This window comes from Pelagibacterium sp. 26DY04, assembly GCF_031202305.1.
Taxonomy (GTDB): domain Bacteria; phylum Pseudomonadota; class Alphaproteobacteria; order Rhizobiales; family Devosiaceae; genus Pelagibacterium.
In genome coordinates, this window is the sequence record NZ_CP101731.1 from 1,510,972 (window position 1) to 1,525,898 (window position 14,927).

15 protein-coding genes are annotated in these 14,927 nt (G+C 62.1%); 8 read left to right on the forward strand and 7 right to left on the reverse strand.

Features of this window, described 5'->3' with window-relative positions:
- Complete coding sequence (locus tag NO932_RS07305) at positions 1–864, reverse strand: DUF4344 domain-containing metallopeptidase (protein ID WP_309210485.1); 864 nt, start codon at positions 862–864, stop codon at positions 1–3.
- A 97-nt stretch (positions 865–961) separates the two neighbouring features.
- A complete protein-coding gene (locus tag NO932_RS07310) occupies positions 962–2,842 on the reverse strand; it encodes an ABC-F family ATP-binding cassette domain-containing protein (RefSeq protein ID WP_309210997.1) in 1,881 nt (626 codons plus the stop codon).
- A 106-nt stretch (positions 2,843–2,948) separates the two neighbouring features.
- Between NO932_RS07310 and NO932_RS07315 the strand changes: the two genes are divergently transcribed.
- The 3 genes from NO932_RS07315 (at position 2,949) to ndk (ending at position 4,016) form a co-directional block, all read left to right on the forward strand.
- Entirely contained in the window at positions 2,949–3,236 is a 288-nt protein-coding gene (locus NO932_RS07315; RefSeq protein WP_309210486.1) for a hypothetical protein, read from the forward strand.
- Positions 3,233–3,505: a type II toxin-antitoxin system RelE/ParE family toxin gene (locus tag NO932_RS07320; RefSeq protein WP_309210488.1), complete on the forward strand. Its 273-nt coding sequence runs from the start codon at positions 3,233–3,235 to the stop codon at positions 3,503–3,505. The genes NO932_RS07315 and NO932_RS07320 overlap by 4 nt, the downstream gene beginning before the upstream one ends.
- Positions 3,506–3,593: 88 nt before the next feature.
- Positions 3,594–4,016 carry a nucleoside-diphosphate kinase gene (ndk, locus tag NO932_RS07325; RefSeq protein WP_309161735.1) on the forward strand — a complete coding sequence of 141 codons (423 nt, stop codon included), beginning with the start codon at positions 3,594–3,596 and terminating at the stop codon, positions 4,014–4,016.
- Positions 4,017–4,253: 237 nt separating this feature from the next.
- Here the strand turns inward: ndk and NO932_RS07330 are convergent, their stop codons facing one another.
- A complete protein-coding gene (locus NO932_RS07330) occupies positions 4,254–4,505 on the reverse strand; it encodes a DUF1127 domain-containing protein (RefSeq protein ID WP_309210490.1) in 252 nt (83 codons plus the stop codon).
- A 107-nt stretch (positions 4,506–4,612) separates the two neighbouring features.
- On the opposite strand from NO932_RS07330, the gene NO932_RS07335 reads away from it, so the two are divergent.
- Positions 4,613–5,479, forward strand: a complete 867-nt coding sequence (locus tag NO932_RS07335) for a LysR substrate-binding domain-containing protein (protein ID WP_309210492.1) — start codon at positions 4,613–4,615, stop codon at positions 5,477–5,479.
- Here the strand turns inward: NO932_RS07335 and NO932_RS07340 are convergent.
- Positions 5,459–6,082, reverse strand: a complete 624-nt coding sequence (locus tag NO932_RS07340) for a MarR family winged helix-turn-helix transcriptional regulator (protein WP_309210494.1) — start codon at positions 6,080–6,082, stop codon at positions 5,459–5,461. The genes NO932_RS07335 and NO932_RS07340 overlap by 21 nt on opposite strands.
- Before the next feature lie 99 nt (positions 6,083–6,181).
- On the opposite strand from NO932_RS07340, the gene NO932_RS07345 reads away from it, so the two are divergent.
- Complete coding sequence (locus NO932_RS07345) at positions 6,182–7,717, forward strand: MDR family MFS transporter (protein ID WP_309210495.1); 1,536 nt, start codon at positions 6,182–6,184, stop codon at positions 7,715–7,717.
- 100 nt (positions 7,718–7,817) lie between these two features.
- On the opposite strand, the gene NO932_RS07350 is transcribed toward NO932_RS07345, so the two are convergent.
- Both NO932_RS07350 and NO932_RS07355 read right to left on the reverse strand, forming a co-directional pair.
- A complete protein-coding gene (locus tag NO932_RS07350; protein WP_309210497.1) occupies positions 7,818–9,122 on the reverse strand; it encodes a surface lipoprotein assembly modifier in 1,305 nt (434 codons plus the stop codon).
- A 104-nt stretch (positions 9,123–9,226) separates the two neighbouring features.
- The gene (locus NO932_RS07355) at positions 9,227–9,967 is read right to left on the reverse strand and encodes a transferrin-binding protein-like solute binding protein (RefSeq protein ID WP_309210499.1); all 741 of its coding nucleotides are present in this window, start codon (positions 9,965–9,967) and stop codon (positions 9,227–9,229) included.
- 186 nt (positions 9,968–10,153) lie between these two features.
- Between NO932_RS07355 and NO932_RS07360 the strand changes: the two genes are divergently transcribed.
- Together NO932_RS07360 and NO932_RS07365 are read left to right on the forward strand one after the other, a co-directional pair.
- A complete protein-coding gene (locus NO932_RS07360; RefSeq protein ID WP_309210500.1) occupies positions 10,154–12,250 on the forward strand; it encodes a molybdopterin oxidoreductase family protein in 2,097 nt (698 codons plus the stop codon).
- On the forward strand, positions 12,247–13,230 hold the full coding sequence (locus NO932_RS07365) for a heparan-alpha-glucosaminide N-acetyltransferase (RefSeq protein WP_309210501.1): 984 nt from the start codon (positions 12,247–12,249) through the stop codon (positions 13,228–13,230). Before NO932_RS07360 ends, NO932_RS07365 begins: the two co-directional genes overlap by 4 nt.
- Positions 13,231–13,323: 93 nt before the next feature.
- Here the strand turns inward: NO932_RS07365 and NO932_RS07370 are convergent, their stop codons facing one another.
- On the reverse strand, positions 13,324–14,088 hold the full coding sequence (locus tag NO932_RS07370; RefSeq protein WP_309210503.1) for a sulfite exporter TauE/SafE family protein: 765 nt from the start codon (positions 14,086–14,088) through the stop codon (positions 13,324–13,326).
- Positions 14,089–14,385: 297 nt separating this feature from the next.
- Between NO932_RS07370 and NO932_RS07375 the strand changes: the two genes are divergently transcribed.
- Entirely contained in the window at positions 14,386–14,829 is a 444-nt protein-coding gene (locus NO932_RS07375; protein ID WP_309210504.1) for a glyoxalase superfamily protein, read from the forward strand.
- Positions 14,830–14,927 lie beyond the last annotated feature (98 nt).

Consider the following 14,927-nt stretch of genomic DNA (forward strand, 5'->3'; position numbering starts at 1 on the left):
TTATTCCGGTCGTCCGAGCTTTTCGAGCTTGAGCTTGCGCACCAGCGCGAAGTGCTCACGCACCGGCATGACTTCGGTCACGAACAGATCGTAGAAGAAGTCGACCCATTCGTAGCACAGGATCACTTCGCGCGTTTCGAGGTCGTAGAACGCATTGACCTCGCCGCAACTCTCGGCAGTCATCCGCACGGGGTTGGGCAGAACGAAGTTCTTGGCTACCCAGTCCGCATAGAATTCAAGCACGCGTTCTTGCCGGAGCAGGGCTTCGACGTCCGGATATTCCCCGCGGCTGTCGCGATACTGAATATCGATCGCCGCATCGATCGCGCCCACCCGGCGATAAGGTTCGAGAACGGTGTTCCAGCCCTGTTCGGCGATGCGATAATCTTCGGCGCAACTGTTCTGCCGATCGATGGGCAGCGAAATGCGCGTCGCATAATGGGTGTGCTTGTCGTAGTCGCTTCCCACCATAAGGCAGGCGATGGCGTAGGAACGCTGGATATCCAGGCTGTGGGCGCCGTAAAAATCGGCGTTCACATAGCCGCGCGTCGGCCGGGTCGCTTCCGAATAGAGCCAGCCGTCCACGGTGTCCTGCAGGGCTGCGACATCGGCCTGCGTGCCGGTTTCGAGCATCATGACCGTTGCCATCGTATCGACGGCATCTTCCTCGCGCCCCAATACGGGAAGGTTGAGTTGGTCGACCAGAAGGTGGCCGATCTCATGAAGCATGGTGTGCCGCACATTGCCCATGACGAACTGGACCGCAGCCTCGTGCTGCTCGTTGGTCAGCCGGGGCTGCTGGGCGCTGCTTGGTGCGACGCTCGCCAGCAGCACCATTGCGGCAGCGATCAAACGTTTGGCCATTGGTCCCTCGTCCGGCACTGATGGGCGTGGCAGCACTTTAGCCTGCACCTTTTCGAGAGGCTAGATCGTGCGGCCGGAGCAGTAAATAACTGGTCCACTATTGCGCATCAGCCTGCGCCGCTTCCAGTTCGGCGCTCTTTTCCAGCCAGCTATCTTCCAGTGCGGCGATATCGTCTTCGAAGCGCGATTTCTCGATGCCCAGCTTTATGGCCTTGTCCGGATCGCCGGTATAGAGCGCGGGGTCGTCGAGCTGCTTGTCGATCTTGGCGAGGTCCTTGCGCTTCCATTCGAGCTTCTGCTCGATCGATTTGATCTCCTTGCGCAGCGGCGCCAGCTCTGCCCGCCTTGCCGCCGCTTCCTGGCGCTCCCGCTTGCGGTCGGATGCCGAAGCGCCGGCTCCGTTGCCATTGCCGGAACCGCCGGAGGTCAGGTTGCGCTGGTAGCCGTCGAGATCGTCTTCAAAGAGCGAGACGGTGCCGTTCTCGGCGATCCAAAGCGTGTCGCATGTCGCCTCGATCAGGTGCCGGTCGTGCGAGATGATCAGCACCGCGCCCTTGTAGTCGTTGAGCGCGTGGACCAGCGCATCCCGGCTGTCGATGTCCAGGTGGTTGGTCGGTTCGTCGAGCACCAGCATTCCCGGGCCGTTGAATGTAATCAGCCCCATCAGAAGCCGTGCCCGTTCCCCGCCCGAGAGGTTCTTGGCCTTGGTGTCCATCCGCGTGGTGGACAGGCCCATCTGGGCCACGCGCGCGCGGCGCTTGGCTTCGCTCTCCATGGGCATCAGATCGATGACATGCTCGTAGGGCGTCTGCTCGGGCTTGAGGTGGTCGAGCTGGTGCTGCGCGAAATAGGCGACCTCCAGCGTCTTGGCCTTGAGCATCTGGCCGCCCATGGGCTTGAGCTCGCCCGAGAGCAGCTTGGCGAACGTCGATTTGCCGTTGCCGTTCGGGCCGATTAGCGCGATCCGGTCGTCGGGATCGATGCGGTTGGTGATGCGTGAGAGGATAACCTTGTCGCCATAACCCACCGAAACGTTGTCGAAGGTGATCATCGGCGTCGCCGGCGCCTTTTTCGGCTGTTGGAAGCTGAACGGCGCCGCATATTCGTCAAACAGCGCTTCGGGCGGCCTGAGCTTCTGGATCGCCTTCAAGCGGCTCTGCGCCTGCTTGGCCTTGGTGGCCTTGGCGCGGAAGCGGTCGACGAATTTCTGCATGTGCTCGATCTGGGCGAGCGTCTTTTCCCGCGCCTTGTTCTGCAGCTCCATCTGCATGCGGCGCGTTTCCTCGAACGTGTCGTAATTGCCCTTGTAGAAGGTCAGCTTGCCCCGTTCGAGATGGATGATCGAATTGACCGCCTTGTTGAGCAGGTCGCGGTCGTGGGAGATCATGAAGACGGTGTAGGGATAGGTCGCCAGATAGCGCTCCAGCCACAGCGTGCCTTCGAGGTCGAGATAGTTGGTGGGTTCGTCGAGCAGCAGCAGGTCGGGCTGGCTGAACAGCACACCGGCCAGGGCAACGCGCATGCGCCAGCCGCCCGACAGTTCGCTGCACGGTCCGCTCTGGCGCTCGAGCGAAAAACCGAGACCCTTGAGGATGGCGCTTGCCCGTGCCTCGGCGGTGTGCGCGTCGATGTCGGCCAGCCGCGTATGGATTTCCGCGATCCGGTGCGGGTCCTCGGCCGTCTCGGCCTCGGCAAGCAGCGCCGTCCGCTCCTTGTCGGCGGTGAGCACCATGTCGAGCACGCTCATCTCGCTCGCCGGAGCTTCCTGCGCCACGGCCCCGATCCGGGCGCGCTTGGCAAGCTCGATCGATCCCTGCTCGGGAGCGAGAAAACCCTGGATCAACTGGAACAGCGTGGTCTTGCCCGACCCGTTCTTGCCCACAAAGCCGGTCTTGGACCCGGTCGGCAACGTCACCGACGCCCCTTCGAACAGCGGCCGTCCGGCGATCTTGTAATGGAGATTGGTGATGGTGAGCATGATGGCGCGGTGAGTATAGGCGGAAAGGGCAGGGCGCAAGCCTTGTGATTGGTTCCGGTATGCCTATGTGTTACAGTGTCACTACCTTGCAATGCGGAGAGCGCACATGGCTGAGTCCACTTTCACCTTTCGCGTCGACGAAGATCTGAAACGCCAATTCGCCGACATCGCCAAGTCCAAGGATCGCACCGGAGCCCAACTCATCCGTGACTTCATGCGTGAGACGATCGCAAAACAGCAGGAAGAGGCCGAGTATGATGCCTGGTTTCGGGCCAAGGTACAGCAAGGGCTGGATGAAGCCGATGCCGGATTGGGTATACCGCACGAGGAAGTCGAAGAATATTTCGCCAAACTCAAAGCCGAGATGTCGCGTAAGATTGAGACAGCCTCGTGAAGCTGGTCTGGCAGCCGAGTGCTCGACAAGATCGCGAACGCATCTATCGCTATATATATGCAAACGCGCCGAAGTCTGCGCAGCAGCTTGATCTGATATTCAAGCAGGCTGCGCTTGGGCTCATCGACTATCCGGAGCGAGGCCGTAGCGGCCGGATAGCCGGCACGCGGGAATTGGTTGTCCACCCCAATTATATTCTTGTCTATCGGCTAAAGCCCGATCTCATTGAAATCCTCACCGTCATCCACGCCGCCCAGCGCTGGCCGTAACCTCTCTCGCGCCGTCTTGCCACTGCCATTGAGGGACGCTAAAAGGCGCCACCTTTCCGATCCCATTCCTAAACAGGACATCGACCACATGGCCATTCAGCGCACCTTTTCGATCATCAAGCCGGACGCCACGGCTCGCAACCTCACCGGCAAGATCATCTCCAAGTTCGAGGACGCCGGTCTTCGCGTCGTTGCTTCCAAGCGCATCCGCATGACCCGCGAGCAGGCCGAAGGCTTCTACGCCGTCCACAAGGACCGCCCGTTCTTCGGCGAACTGGTGGATTTCATGATCTCCGGCCCGGTCGTCGTTCAGGTGCTCGAAGGTGAAGACGCCATCGCCAAGAACCGCGAAGTGATGGGCGCCACCAACCCGGAAAACGCTGCCGAAGGCACCATCCGCAAGGAATTCGCCCTCTCGGTCGGCGAAAACTCGGTTCACGGTTCGGATGCCCCGGAAACCGCAGCAGAAGAAATCAAATTCTTCTTCAAAGACGAAGAAATCGTGGGGTGAGGCGCGACCCGAAGGGGCAAATCATGCCGGTGGCATGATTTGAGCGCCGAACGCCCGGAGCATAGGCGACGGGCCGGGATAGGCACGACCTCACGCATGTGAGGTCAAATCGCTCCGGTGGAGCGATTTGAGTGCCGAATGCGCGAGGCTACGCCGAACGCCCCGAGCATAGGCGACGGGCCGGAAGGCACAACGCCGCCAAAATCATCAAGGCCGCTCCCCACGGAGCGGCCTTTTTCAATGCGGCTGCACGGGCTCGACAAGATCACGCCCGATGTGGTTGCGGGCCAGCGCGCGTTCCACGTCGACGCGCGTCAGCCCGATATCGCGCAATTGCCATTCTTCCATATCGGCGAGCCGGATCAGTGAACGCCTTCTGCCCGCGCTCGTCCGGTGCGCAACCCACAGGTTGACGACATATCCCCTGAGTTCGTCCCAGAAATTAGGCCGGCTGCCTACGTGCTTGCTGCTTTCGAACATGAGATGCATGGTTCCGTCCTTTCTCCTGACGAAATCATCCTGCGCCTCTCGCATCGATTGATCTAACGAATGTTTTTGGCTATAAAGATCGATAAATCCGATGTGAGGCAAAGGCCATGTTCTCTCTCGATCCTGATTTCCTCCGCACCTTTCTCGCCATCTCCGAAACCGGCAGCTTCGGCGGGGCCGGGGAGAAGGTGAACAAGACGCAGTCCACGGTCTCGGCCCAGATGAAGCGGCTCGAAGAGATCGTCGGCGTGCCGCTGTTCGAAAAGGAGGGGCGGCGCAACGTTCTCACCGCCGATGGCCTCAAGCTCCTCGAATATGCCGCGTCCATGGTCCGGCTCAACGATGAGGCCATCCGTGCCTTCCGTCCACCCGAGGTCAGCGGGCGCGTGCGCCTGGGTGCCATCGATGAATATGCCCAGGCGTTCCTCCCGGCGATCCTGCGTGCCTTCAATCTTGCCCATCCGGCAGTGCAGGTGGAAGTCGCGACCGGCAACACCGGCCACCTGCTCGATCTTCTGGCGGACCGCCAGCTCGACGCGGCCATCCTGTCCTGCCGGGCAGGGGATACCGAGATCGAGGTGCTGCGCTCCGATCGCCTTCATTGGTTCGGTAGCGATGTGGGCTCACCTCATTTCGACGATCCACTGCCGTTCTGCGCCTGGTCTTCCGGCTGCTCCTGGCGCGAGATGGCGTCGGCGGCCTTGGCGCGCGATGGCCGCAGGTCGCGCCTCGTGGTCACCACCTCCAATGCAGCGCTCATTACGCTCACCGTCCGGGACGGTCTTGGCGTGGCGGTGGCGCCGGCGTGGTTTGTCAGCCCCGGTTTGCGGATTTTGGAGGAAATGGATGCGCGCTATCCCCTCGGCGTTGCCGAGATCGGCATAAAGCGCGCTGCCGGAGCGGAAAATCCCGTGCGCGAACTCTTCCTGTCCTACGCAAAGGCCCAATTGGGCTCACCCGCTCTGGCTGCTTGAGGGAACGTCGCTTTTGGCCCTTGCGATCGAGCGGGACAATTGCGCGATGTCGTCGGCAAATTTTTCCTCAGCGTTCTCGCTCGTCCGCATCCAGGTCGAATAGCGTTCGAGCAGGGGGACGAATGCTGCGATGTCGTCCTTGGACCATCCGCTGAAAAACTCGCCCAACAGCAGCCATTTGAATTTGAGCACCGCATCGACCACGGCCTGCCCGGCCGGGGTCAGCTTGAGAATCGCGCGGCGGGCATCGCGCTGGGAGACGGCGCGGCGCGCATAGCCTGCATTGACCATCTCGGCCACCAGGCGGCTGGCGCGCGATGGATCGATGGCAAGGCGCTCGGCCACCGTTGAAACCATCGTCTCGTCTTCGTCGTTGGACCCCATGGCAAAGGACGGCGGAGCGATGGCAAACAGCACATCCACCTGAGCGAGATCGATGTCGAGCCCAAGCGCCCGCAAGGCGCGATGACCCAATTCGCGCTTGTGCATCTGGCGACGCCAGTTCTGCGCCACGGCATCTATCCGCAGCAGCGCCTCGGCAAGGTCGGGGTCCTTGCGGCGCTGGGCGAGGATCTCGCGTATCGTTTCCTGTCGCGATGGCATAGGCGATGCTCCTTAAATGCATGCCGAAAGCAAATGCATGCTATTGACATGTAAATGCCATAGGCAGATATCTCAAGCACGTTATTCCCGGAGTTTAATATGTCGCAATCCATTCCACCCGCACCGGAGGAAAAGCCCGCCAACGTCAGGTTGGTGATCGGTGCGGTCATCGCGACCCTGCTCGTAGCCTCGCTGGGCCAGACGATCATAACCACCGCTCTGCCCATCATCGTAGGCGAATTGGGTGGGATCGAACACATCTCATGGGCCATCACGGCCTATCTTCTCGCCGCCACCGTCGCCGCGCCGGTCTTCGGCAAGCTGGGCGATATGTACGGCCGCAAGCTGATGCTCCAGGTCGGCTTGGGACTGTTCATGGTCGCCTCGGTGATCGCGGCGCTGTCGGTCGATCTGACCATGCTGGTCGCCTGTCGCTTCCTGCAAGGGTTCGGCGGCGGCGGGCTGATCGTCACCGCCATGGCCGCGGTCGGCGACGTGCTGCCCGCCCGCGAGCGCGGCAAGGCGCAGGGCTTCATCGGCGCGTCCTTCGGCGTATCGACGGCCATCGGGCCGCTGATCGGCGGGCTGATCGTCCAGACTCTCTCCTGGCGCTGGCTGTTCCTGGTCAACCTGCCCATCGGCCTCATCGCCTTCGCCGTCATCGCCGTGGCCTTCCAGCCGCACGCCACCAGCGTAAAGCGCAAGATCGACTATGCCGGCGCCATCCTGCTCACCGTCTCGCTCTCATCGCTGGTGATCTACACCAGCATCGGCGGCACGGTCATGCCATGGCTCGACCCCCTGGCGCTGTCGCTACCGGTCGTCGGCATAGTGTCGCTCATCGCCTTCGTTCTGGTCGAGCGCAAGGCCGCCGAGCCGATTCTGCCCCTCTACCTCTTCCGCAACAACGCGTTTCTGGTTTCCAACGGCGTCGGCTTCATCGTCGGCACGGTCATGTTCGGCACCATCACATACATGCCCTCATACCTGCTGATCGTTCAGGGCTTTGCCCCCACCCAGGCCGGGCTGGCGCTCCTGCCGCTGATGATCGGCCTGATCGGCACGTCCACGCTTTCGGGCATGTATATGTCGCGCACCGGACGCTACAAGCTATTGCCCATCGTGTCCTCGGCCGTCCTCGCCGTTGGCGCGCTGCTGCTGGGCACGCTCGGCACCGATACGCCGTTCCCGCTGGTCATGCTCTACGTCCTGCTGGTCGGCATCGGCATCGGGCCGGTGATGAGCGTGGGCGTCGCCGCGATCCAGAACGCGGTCCCCCATTCGGTGCTGGGTGTCGCGACGGCCAGCGCGCAGATGTTCCGCCAGATCGGCGGCTCGCTGGGCGTGGCCGTGCTCGGCGCCATCTTCGCCAATCGGCTGGCTTATGAAACGGCCGCAATCGGGCACCCGGAAGGAACCGCGGGCTTTAATGCCGACATTCTCGCCACGATGCCGGCGGCCGAGCAGGCCGCCATGCTGCAGGCCTATGTCTCGGCGCTCCATCCGATCTTCTGGATCGCCGCCATCGCTGCCGTCGTCGCCTTCGTCATCGGCTGGCTCCTGGTCGAAATCCCGCTTTCCGACCGGCGGCCCGAGCGCATGGATCTCGAACCGGAAGCACAGGCGGCGGAATAGCTGCATCGGATCAACGGCTTAACGGCCTTCCCGGAATCAAGTCGATAGACGCCTGAATCAAACTATCAACGCCCCTGGGATTTCCCCAGGGGCGTTGCTTTTAGAAGCTGGCCCGCAGCGAAAGCCCGATATCGTGGCTCTCATAGTCGTAGAACACGTTGTCCGACCAGCTATTGGTGTACTCGTAATAGATCGAGGGCATCAGCGGCCCGAACGTGATGTCGCGATGGCTGGCATCGATGCGGCCGGTGACGAACGTATCGACCTGATCTTTTTCGGTCTGGAACGGGGCAGGGCGCCAGTGCCAGCGCTGGCCGACGGTGCCTTCCAGACCCAGCAGCAATCCGCCTTCGAGCAGCGTATCGAGCCGCGCTTCGAGCGTGCCTTCCAGCGTGCGGAAACTCTCGTCATCGGTGTGGTGGTAGATGGCCCGGGCGGTCGTGGTGAGATTGATGTTCGGCGCCAGTGTGTTCGATAGCGACACCGCGCCGTCGGCCAGATAGCCGCTCCGTTGCGGAAAATGCGGGCGCTCGATCGCCGCGACCTTGAGGTTGACGGCCAGCCGCTGCTGCGCCGTGATCGGCAGGGTGAACGTACCCCGCGCGCCGGCTTCGATCCGTGTCAGCCGCTCCTCGTCGAGCCCGAAGGTCAGATAGGGGGCAACCACGGCACGCGCGGTATCGGTCACGCTGAATGAAACGGGGGTTTCCACGGTAAAACTCGGCTCGAACCGCTCGTCGTCTGTCGTAAACCGCACGTCCGAACGCAGCACGCCCGAAACGGTCAGCGCCTCGGTCCGCGCCAATTCGACGGCCACCGAGCCGCCGAACTCAAACAGCACCCCGCGCTGCTCGCGCGCCTCGTCGGGAATCGTCCCAGGTCCCCAGAGACCGCCATCGATGGTCCGCTCGGACGTGGCCCGGTTGACGTTGGTGGAAGGCGCGGCGGTGAAGTAACCACTCAGGGAGGGCTGGCCCCGCGACTGTTCGTTTTGGAGAAGCTGAGTAACGAGGTCGCGTTCCGGGCCGTCGGGCAGGATCGCCTGTAACGAACCGAGCCGGGCGGCAGCAACGTCGTACCGCCCCAATTGGCTATGGCAGCGATAAGCGACGAGATAGGGCGGCATGAAAAACGGTATCGCCTCGATCACGAGATCGGCAAGGATCACCGCATCGGAACATTGCCCGCTCTCGGCGTGACGCACCGAGGCGGCGTAGGCAGCCATGATATCGCCTTGCCCCGCCTGCGCATCGAGTTGCGCGGCAATCGCGTCGGCCCGTTGCCAATCCCTAACCGTCAGGGCCTGATCGAGCGAAACGAGGGAAAACTCTTGCGCCTGGACCGTGCCAACCGTCAGCCCGCTCAAAAGCACCCCCACAATCAAGCGTCCAATTCGGTGCATCATTCCCAAGCAAACCCATACGCCAACTAACGAAAGCGCGCTTGCGCGCCGTGCAAGGTGAATGCAATGAGGGATGGACTCCTCGAAAGTCCACCCCACGTCGATCACTAACGTTTGCTTCCGACGAGCGCGCCGGCGGTTGCGGCGTTGCCTGACTGCCCTCTGATCAAGCCGCCCATTTCCGCCGCTCCCGGGCCGTAGAACTGGCCGTCCACACGGTTTGTGGACTGAAGCGCGCCTTGCGTGGTCATGTTTCCGGTGAAACCGGTGCCTCTGATCACACCCGAGCCAGTACCAATCGGAATGTTTCCGTCGTTGAAATCCATCGAATACGTCCGTGCATCGAAATCGACACCGGCGATGAATTGACCGGCAGTGCCTGTCCCAGTAGAGGACGAAAGAGACCACAACCCATCATAGATAGCGGTCTGATTAGGCATACTGCCGGGAGCAGTTCTGTTGCCGTTGAGCACTACCACTGCCTGCTGGTTGACGGTGTTATCCGCGATCAGCGCCGCCCTTGTGTAGTCTCCGACATAGAGAATTGCACCGTCATGATTGGTGCTCGTGGGATAAGCGTAGGCATCGATCCCGCTGTAGGTGTCGTCAGGTCCGGTTGAACGCGTGAAATTGTAGGTCGCACCCGCCACTTGAACTGATGTGTTTTGTGGCGAACCGCTGATGGTTCCCGTTCCCGTTTGAGTCGTGGACGAGCCATTTTGCATCCGCAGAGCTGAATAGGTTAGCGGAGACTGTTCAGGAGGAGGCGGATTGGACCCCGAACTAGAACACCCGGCTAGGGCGAGTGTCGCGAGAGTGGTGGAAAGTACTGCGAATCGGGTGGTCATGAGTTGTCCTCCTTGAGTGGTCGGGTCGAGTAGACCTTCACTGTCCGGGCAACAATGCGGCCCGAATGTGGAAGTTCCGAGTCATGGACGTTTGAAAGCAGCGGTGTTGCAATCTGGCCCCAACAGGCTGACACATCCGTTCGAACGCCATAGTATGGTCACCAAACCAGCATGAACTGCACCTGAATGAACAAGCCCCTCGTCGTTCGCACTGCCCGCACCGTCTGCCCTCACGATTGCCCGTCAACCTGCGCTCTCGATGTCGAAGTGCTCGATACCGGCACCATCGGCCGTGTGCGCGGCGCCAAGGACGATCCCTATACGGCCGGGGTGATCTGCGAGAAGGTCGCCCGCTATGCGGAGCGCGCGCATCACCCCGACAGGCTGCTCTATCCCATGCGCCGCACCGGCCCGAAGGGATCGGGGCGGTTCGAGCGGATCACCTGGGACGAAGCGCTTGACGAGATCGGCCGCCGGTTTCTGGAGATCGAGAACGAGTTCGGCGCCGATTCCATCTGGCCTTATTACTATGCGGGCACCATGGGCCATGTGCAGCGCGACGGCATAAATCGGCTGCGCCACGCCAAGGGCTATGCCGGCCAGTACGACACCATTTGCGTCATGATCTCCTGGACCGGCTACATCGCCGGCACCGGGCTTCTGGCCGGGCCCAATCCCGAGCAGATGGCCGAGAGCGACTGCGTGGTCATTTGGGGCACCAATCCGGTCAACACCCAGATCAACGTCATGACCCATGCCATCCGCGCCCGGCGCGAGAGGGGCGCCAGGCTCGTCGTCGTCGATATCTACCGCACCGCGACCATGGAGCAGGCGGATATGCCGCTGCTCATCCGTCCGGGCACCGATGGCGCCCTGGCTTTGGCGGTGATGCATGTGCTGTTCCGCGATGGATTGGCGGACCGCGAATTTCTCTTGAGCCACACCGATTTCGACGCCGAAGTTGAATCGCACCTTGCGGATAAGACCCCGGAATGGGCAGCGTCCATCACCGGCCTGTCGGTCGAGGAAATCGAGGCTTTCGCCCAAGTGCTCGGCGAAAACCCGCGCGCCTATTTCCGCCTCGGCTATGGCTTTTCCCGCCAGCGTAATGGCGCGACCAACATGCACGCCGCGCTTTGTGTCCCCACAATGCTGGGCGCATGGAAGCATCGCGGCGGCGGCGCCTTTCATTCCAATTCCGGCACCTGGGGGCTCGACAAATCCCAGATCACCGGCGCTTCGCTCAAAAAACCCGATGTGCGCGAATTGGACATGTGCCGCATCGGCCCGATCCTCACCGGCGATGTCGAAGCGCTCAAGGGCGGCGGGCCGGTCAAGGCGCTGCTGATCCAGAACACCAATCCCATGGTGGTGACGCCCGATCACAGCCTCACCCGCCGGGGCTTTGAGCGCGAAGATCTTTTCACCGTCGTCCACGAGCAGTTCACGACCGAAACGGCCCAGATGGCCGATATCGTCCTGCCCGCGACCATGTTCGTCGAGCACAACGACTATTACACTCGCGGCGGTCACACCCGCGTACTCTATGGTCCCAAGCTGATCGACGCTCCGGGCGAAGCCATGCCGAACCACTTCGTCATCAACGAAATCGCCAGGCGCGTCGGCGCCCCTCACGCCGCAACCGAAAAGACCGACCGCGAGATGGTCGCGGAAACCTTTGCCAAATCAGGTTATGGCGACCTCGAAGAGATCGAAAAATCCGGCTTCGTCGACCGCGCCTTGCCCGATGACAGGGCCCGCTATGCCGCTGGCTTTGCCTGGCCGGATGGCAAGTTCCGCTTCAAGCCCGATTGGGAGGCCACGCGGATCAAGCGCGGCGTGGAATGGGTCTGCGATCCATCCGAGATGCCAAAACTTGTCGATTTCACCGATTGGAACGAACCGACTTCCGCCGAGGTCCCGTTCCGCCTCACCACCTCTCCGGCGCGGACGTTCCTCAACTCCACCTTCATCGAAACCCCCGGCAGCCAGAAGCGGGAGGGGGCACCATCGCTCCTTATGCACCCTGACGATGCCTCCCGCCTCGACCTCTCCGATGGCGCACCCGTCACCGTCGGCAATCACCGTGGAAGCGTTGAACTGACCTTGCGCGTCTTCGATGGCCTGCGTCCCGGCGTCGTCGTTGCCGAGGGCCTGCATCCGCACAAGGCGCATCGCAAGGGCAGGGGGATCAACACCTTGATCGGCTCCGATCCCGTCAAGCCGTTCGGTGGAGCGGCTTTCCACGATGCCGCCGTTTGGGTCAGGGCATCGGCCGCATGACCGAGATCGCTCCCGCCTCCCGCCCGCGTATCGCGGCAGTCGATATCGCGCGCGGCATCGCCATCGTCGCGATGGTCATCTATCACTTCTCCTGGGACCTGGCTTTCCTCGGCTTCGTGGATTTCGACCCCACCCAGTCGCTCCCCTGGATCGTTTTCCAGAAATCGATCGTGGGCACCTTCATCTTTTTGACCGGCGTTTCGCTCGTGCTCGGCCATGGCGCCGGCATCCGCTGGCCCGCGTTCTGGCGGCGCTTCGCCATAATCCTTGGCGCCGCGCTGCTGGTCACGGCCGGCACCTATACGTTCTACGCCGAAACCTTCGTCTATTTCGGCGTCCTGCACGCCATCGCGCTTTTCAGCCTTTTAGGGCTCGTTTTCCTGCGCGCGCCGCTGGCGTTGGTCATCGTTCCGGCGATCGCGATCAGCCTATTGCCGCTGTTCGTGCAAGACCCGCTGTTCGGCGAAAAGCTCTGGTCCTGGATCGGCCTGTGGGACGTTCCCCCGCCCACCGAGGATCTCGTTCCCATCTTCCCATGGTTCGGCGTCGCGCTCGCCGGCATTGCCGCCGCCCGCTTGGCTCTGGCCAGCGGCTTTGCCACCCGCCTCGCTGAAATCCAGGGCACCACGTCCCCGGCGCGCTTTCTTGCGCGAATGGGCCGCTGGAGTCTGGTCATCTACGTCTTGCATCAACCGATCATGATCGGCGTCCTGATGGGCATTTCCTCGCTCACCGGCGTGAGCGAAGCCAACCGCGCCAACAATTTCCTCGCAAGCTGCGAAGCCACCTGCGGCCAGTCGGCGCCCGACCAGAGCTATTGCACCGCCTATTGCGCCTGCACGCTCGACCGCATTGAAGGCGATAGCCTGTGGGCCATGCTCGAAGCACCCGAGCGCACACCCGACCAGGACGCGACGCTCCAGACGCTCGCCAACCAATGCGCGACTCAGGTGCTCGACGAAAGGCTGCTGGCGCCTTAGGGCCACCTGCGCCGGCCCACCGCACCACCGTCATCCCGGCCTTGAGCCGGGATCCAGTAGCCGGCAGCGCCGGCGGTTCCTCCCGCGCACCGGCTACCCATAAGTCGTCCAGAAAAAATAGAGCGTCAGCCCGATCCCATAGACGATCACGAACCCCCTGATCGCCTTGGCCGGCACCAGATGCGAGAAATAGGCCGCCGCAAAGCCCCCGACCACTGCTCCCGCCAGCGCCACCGAACCGTCCACCCAGGCAATCGACCCCGTCGCGGCAAACCGCACCACGGCCACCACCGAGATCACCGAGGACAGCAAAAGCTTGAGCCCGTTCATCACGTGAACGTCCTCGAATCCGGCCAGCGCCAGCCAGGCCAGCAGCACGATGCCCAGGCCCGCATTGAAGAACCCGCCATAAAAGCTCGTCGCCAGCAGAAGCGCCGAAAGCCCGATCGCCCCCGCCCGCGCCGCATGCCGGCTGCCGCTCGACCGCGACGCGAGGAAGCGGTTGATCCGCTGCCCGAAGATATAGATCGCCACAGCGAACGCCATCAGCCACGGGATGATCCCGGAGAACTGCTCGTCCGAAATCCGCATCAGCGCCTCGGCGCCCAGATAGCCACCCACCAGCCCGATCGCGCAATAGAGCACCATCCGGTCGCGATAGGGCGCGATGTGCTTCCAGTACCCGACAGTGCCGCTCACATAGCCGGGCAAACACGCATAGGTATTTGACGCATTGGCGAGCACCGGCGGAACGCCGGCGAACAACAGCGCCGGAAAGATCACGAACGAGCCGCCACCGGCGAGCGAGTTGATCATCCCGCCGATCAGACCGGCGGCGAAAAGCAGTAAAAATGTCACGAAAACAGTTCCGGGAAACGTTGGAAATCAACATCTAGCCAACACTGGCATCAATGCTCAATTCAATACCATGAATTTTCCGCATGGCGGACATGAGGTTGACACGGGCGGCGGTCGCTCCTATCTCCCGTCTCGGTCGAAGAGCCAGCCGTCCGCGAGGCAAGAGCCTTGAGGTGAAGTCTTCCACGCCATGCCGTTTTCCGGCCCGCGTGAATTCTGCAAACATCGTCCTAACTCATTGGCGGTGCTTGGCAATGCGGACGCCCAAGACAAGAAATCCGCCGTGGAGACATGACGATGCGCAAACCTGCATCCCATCTGACCACGACCGACCTCAAGACCGAGGCGCGTCAGTATCGTGCCGCCCAGCTCGAAGCTGGCCGCACCGTTTCTCATGCCCAAGCCCTTGAAATGGTTGCGCGTTTTCACGGCTTCCGCGATTGGAACACCGCCTCCGGCGTGCTCCCCATGACCCGCGCGCCCGCCTTTGCCCTGAGCCAGCGGATCAGCGGAACCTATCTGAAACAACCCTTTAGCGGCACCATCATCGGCCTCGCCGCCCTGGGGGCAGGGGACATGTTCCGCCTCACCGTCCAGTTCGATGAACCCGTCGACGTCGTCTCGTTCGAAAGCTTTTCCGCTTTCCGTCAACGGGTTGAAGCCACCGTCACCCGCGAGGGCGTCTCGCCCAGCCGCACCAGCGACGGTGAACCGCACATGGTGATTACCTCGAGAGGCTGAATATCGAAGCCGGCGCATCGAAAGCTGCGCCGGCTTTTTCGAACAGGGTTGCGTTCATCGGCAACATACGATGAATTGAGGCGAGTTGTCCGGTGTCC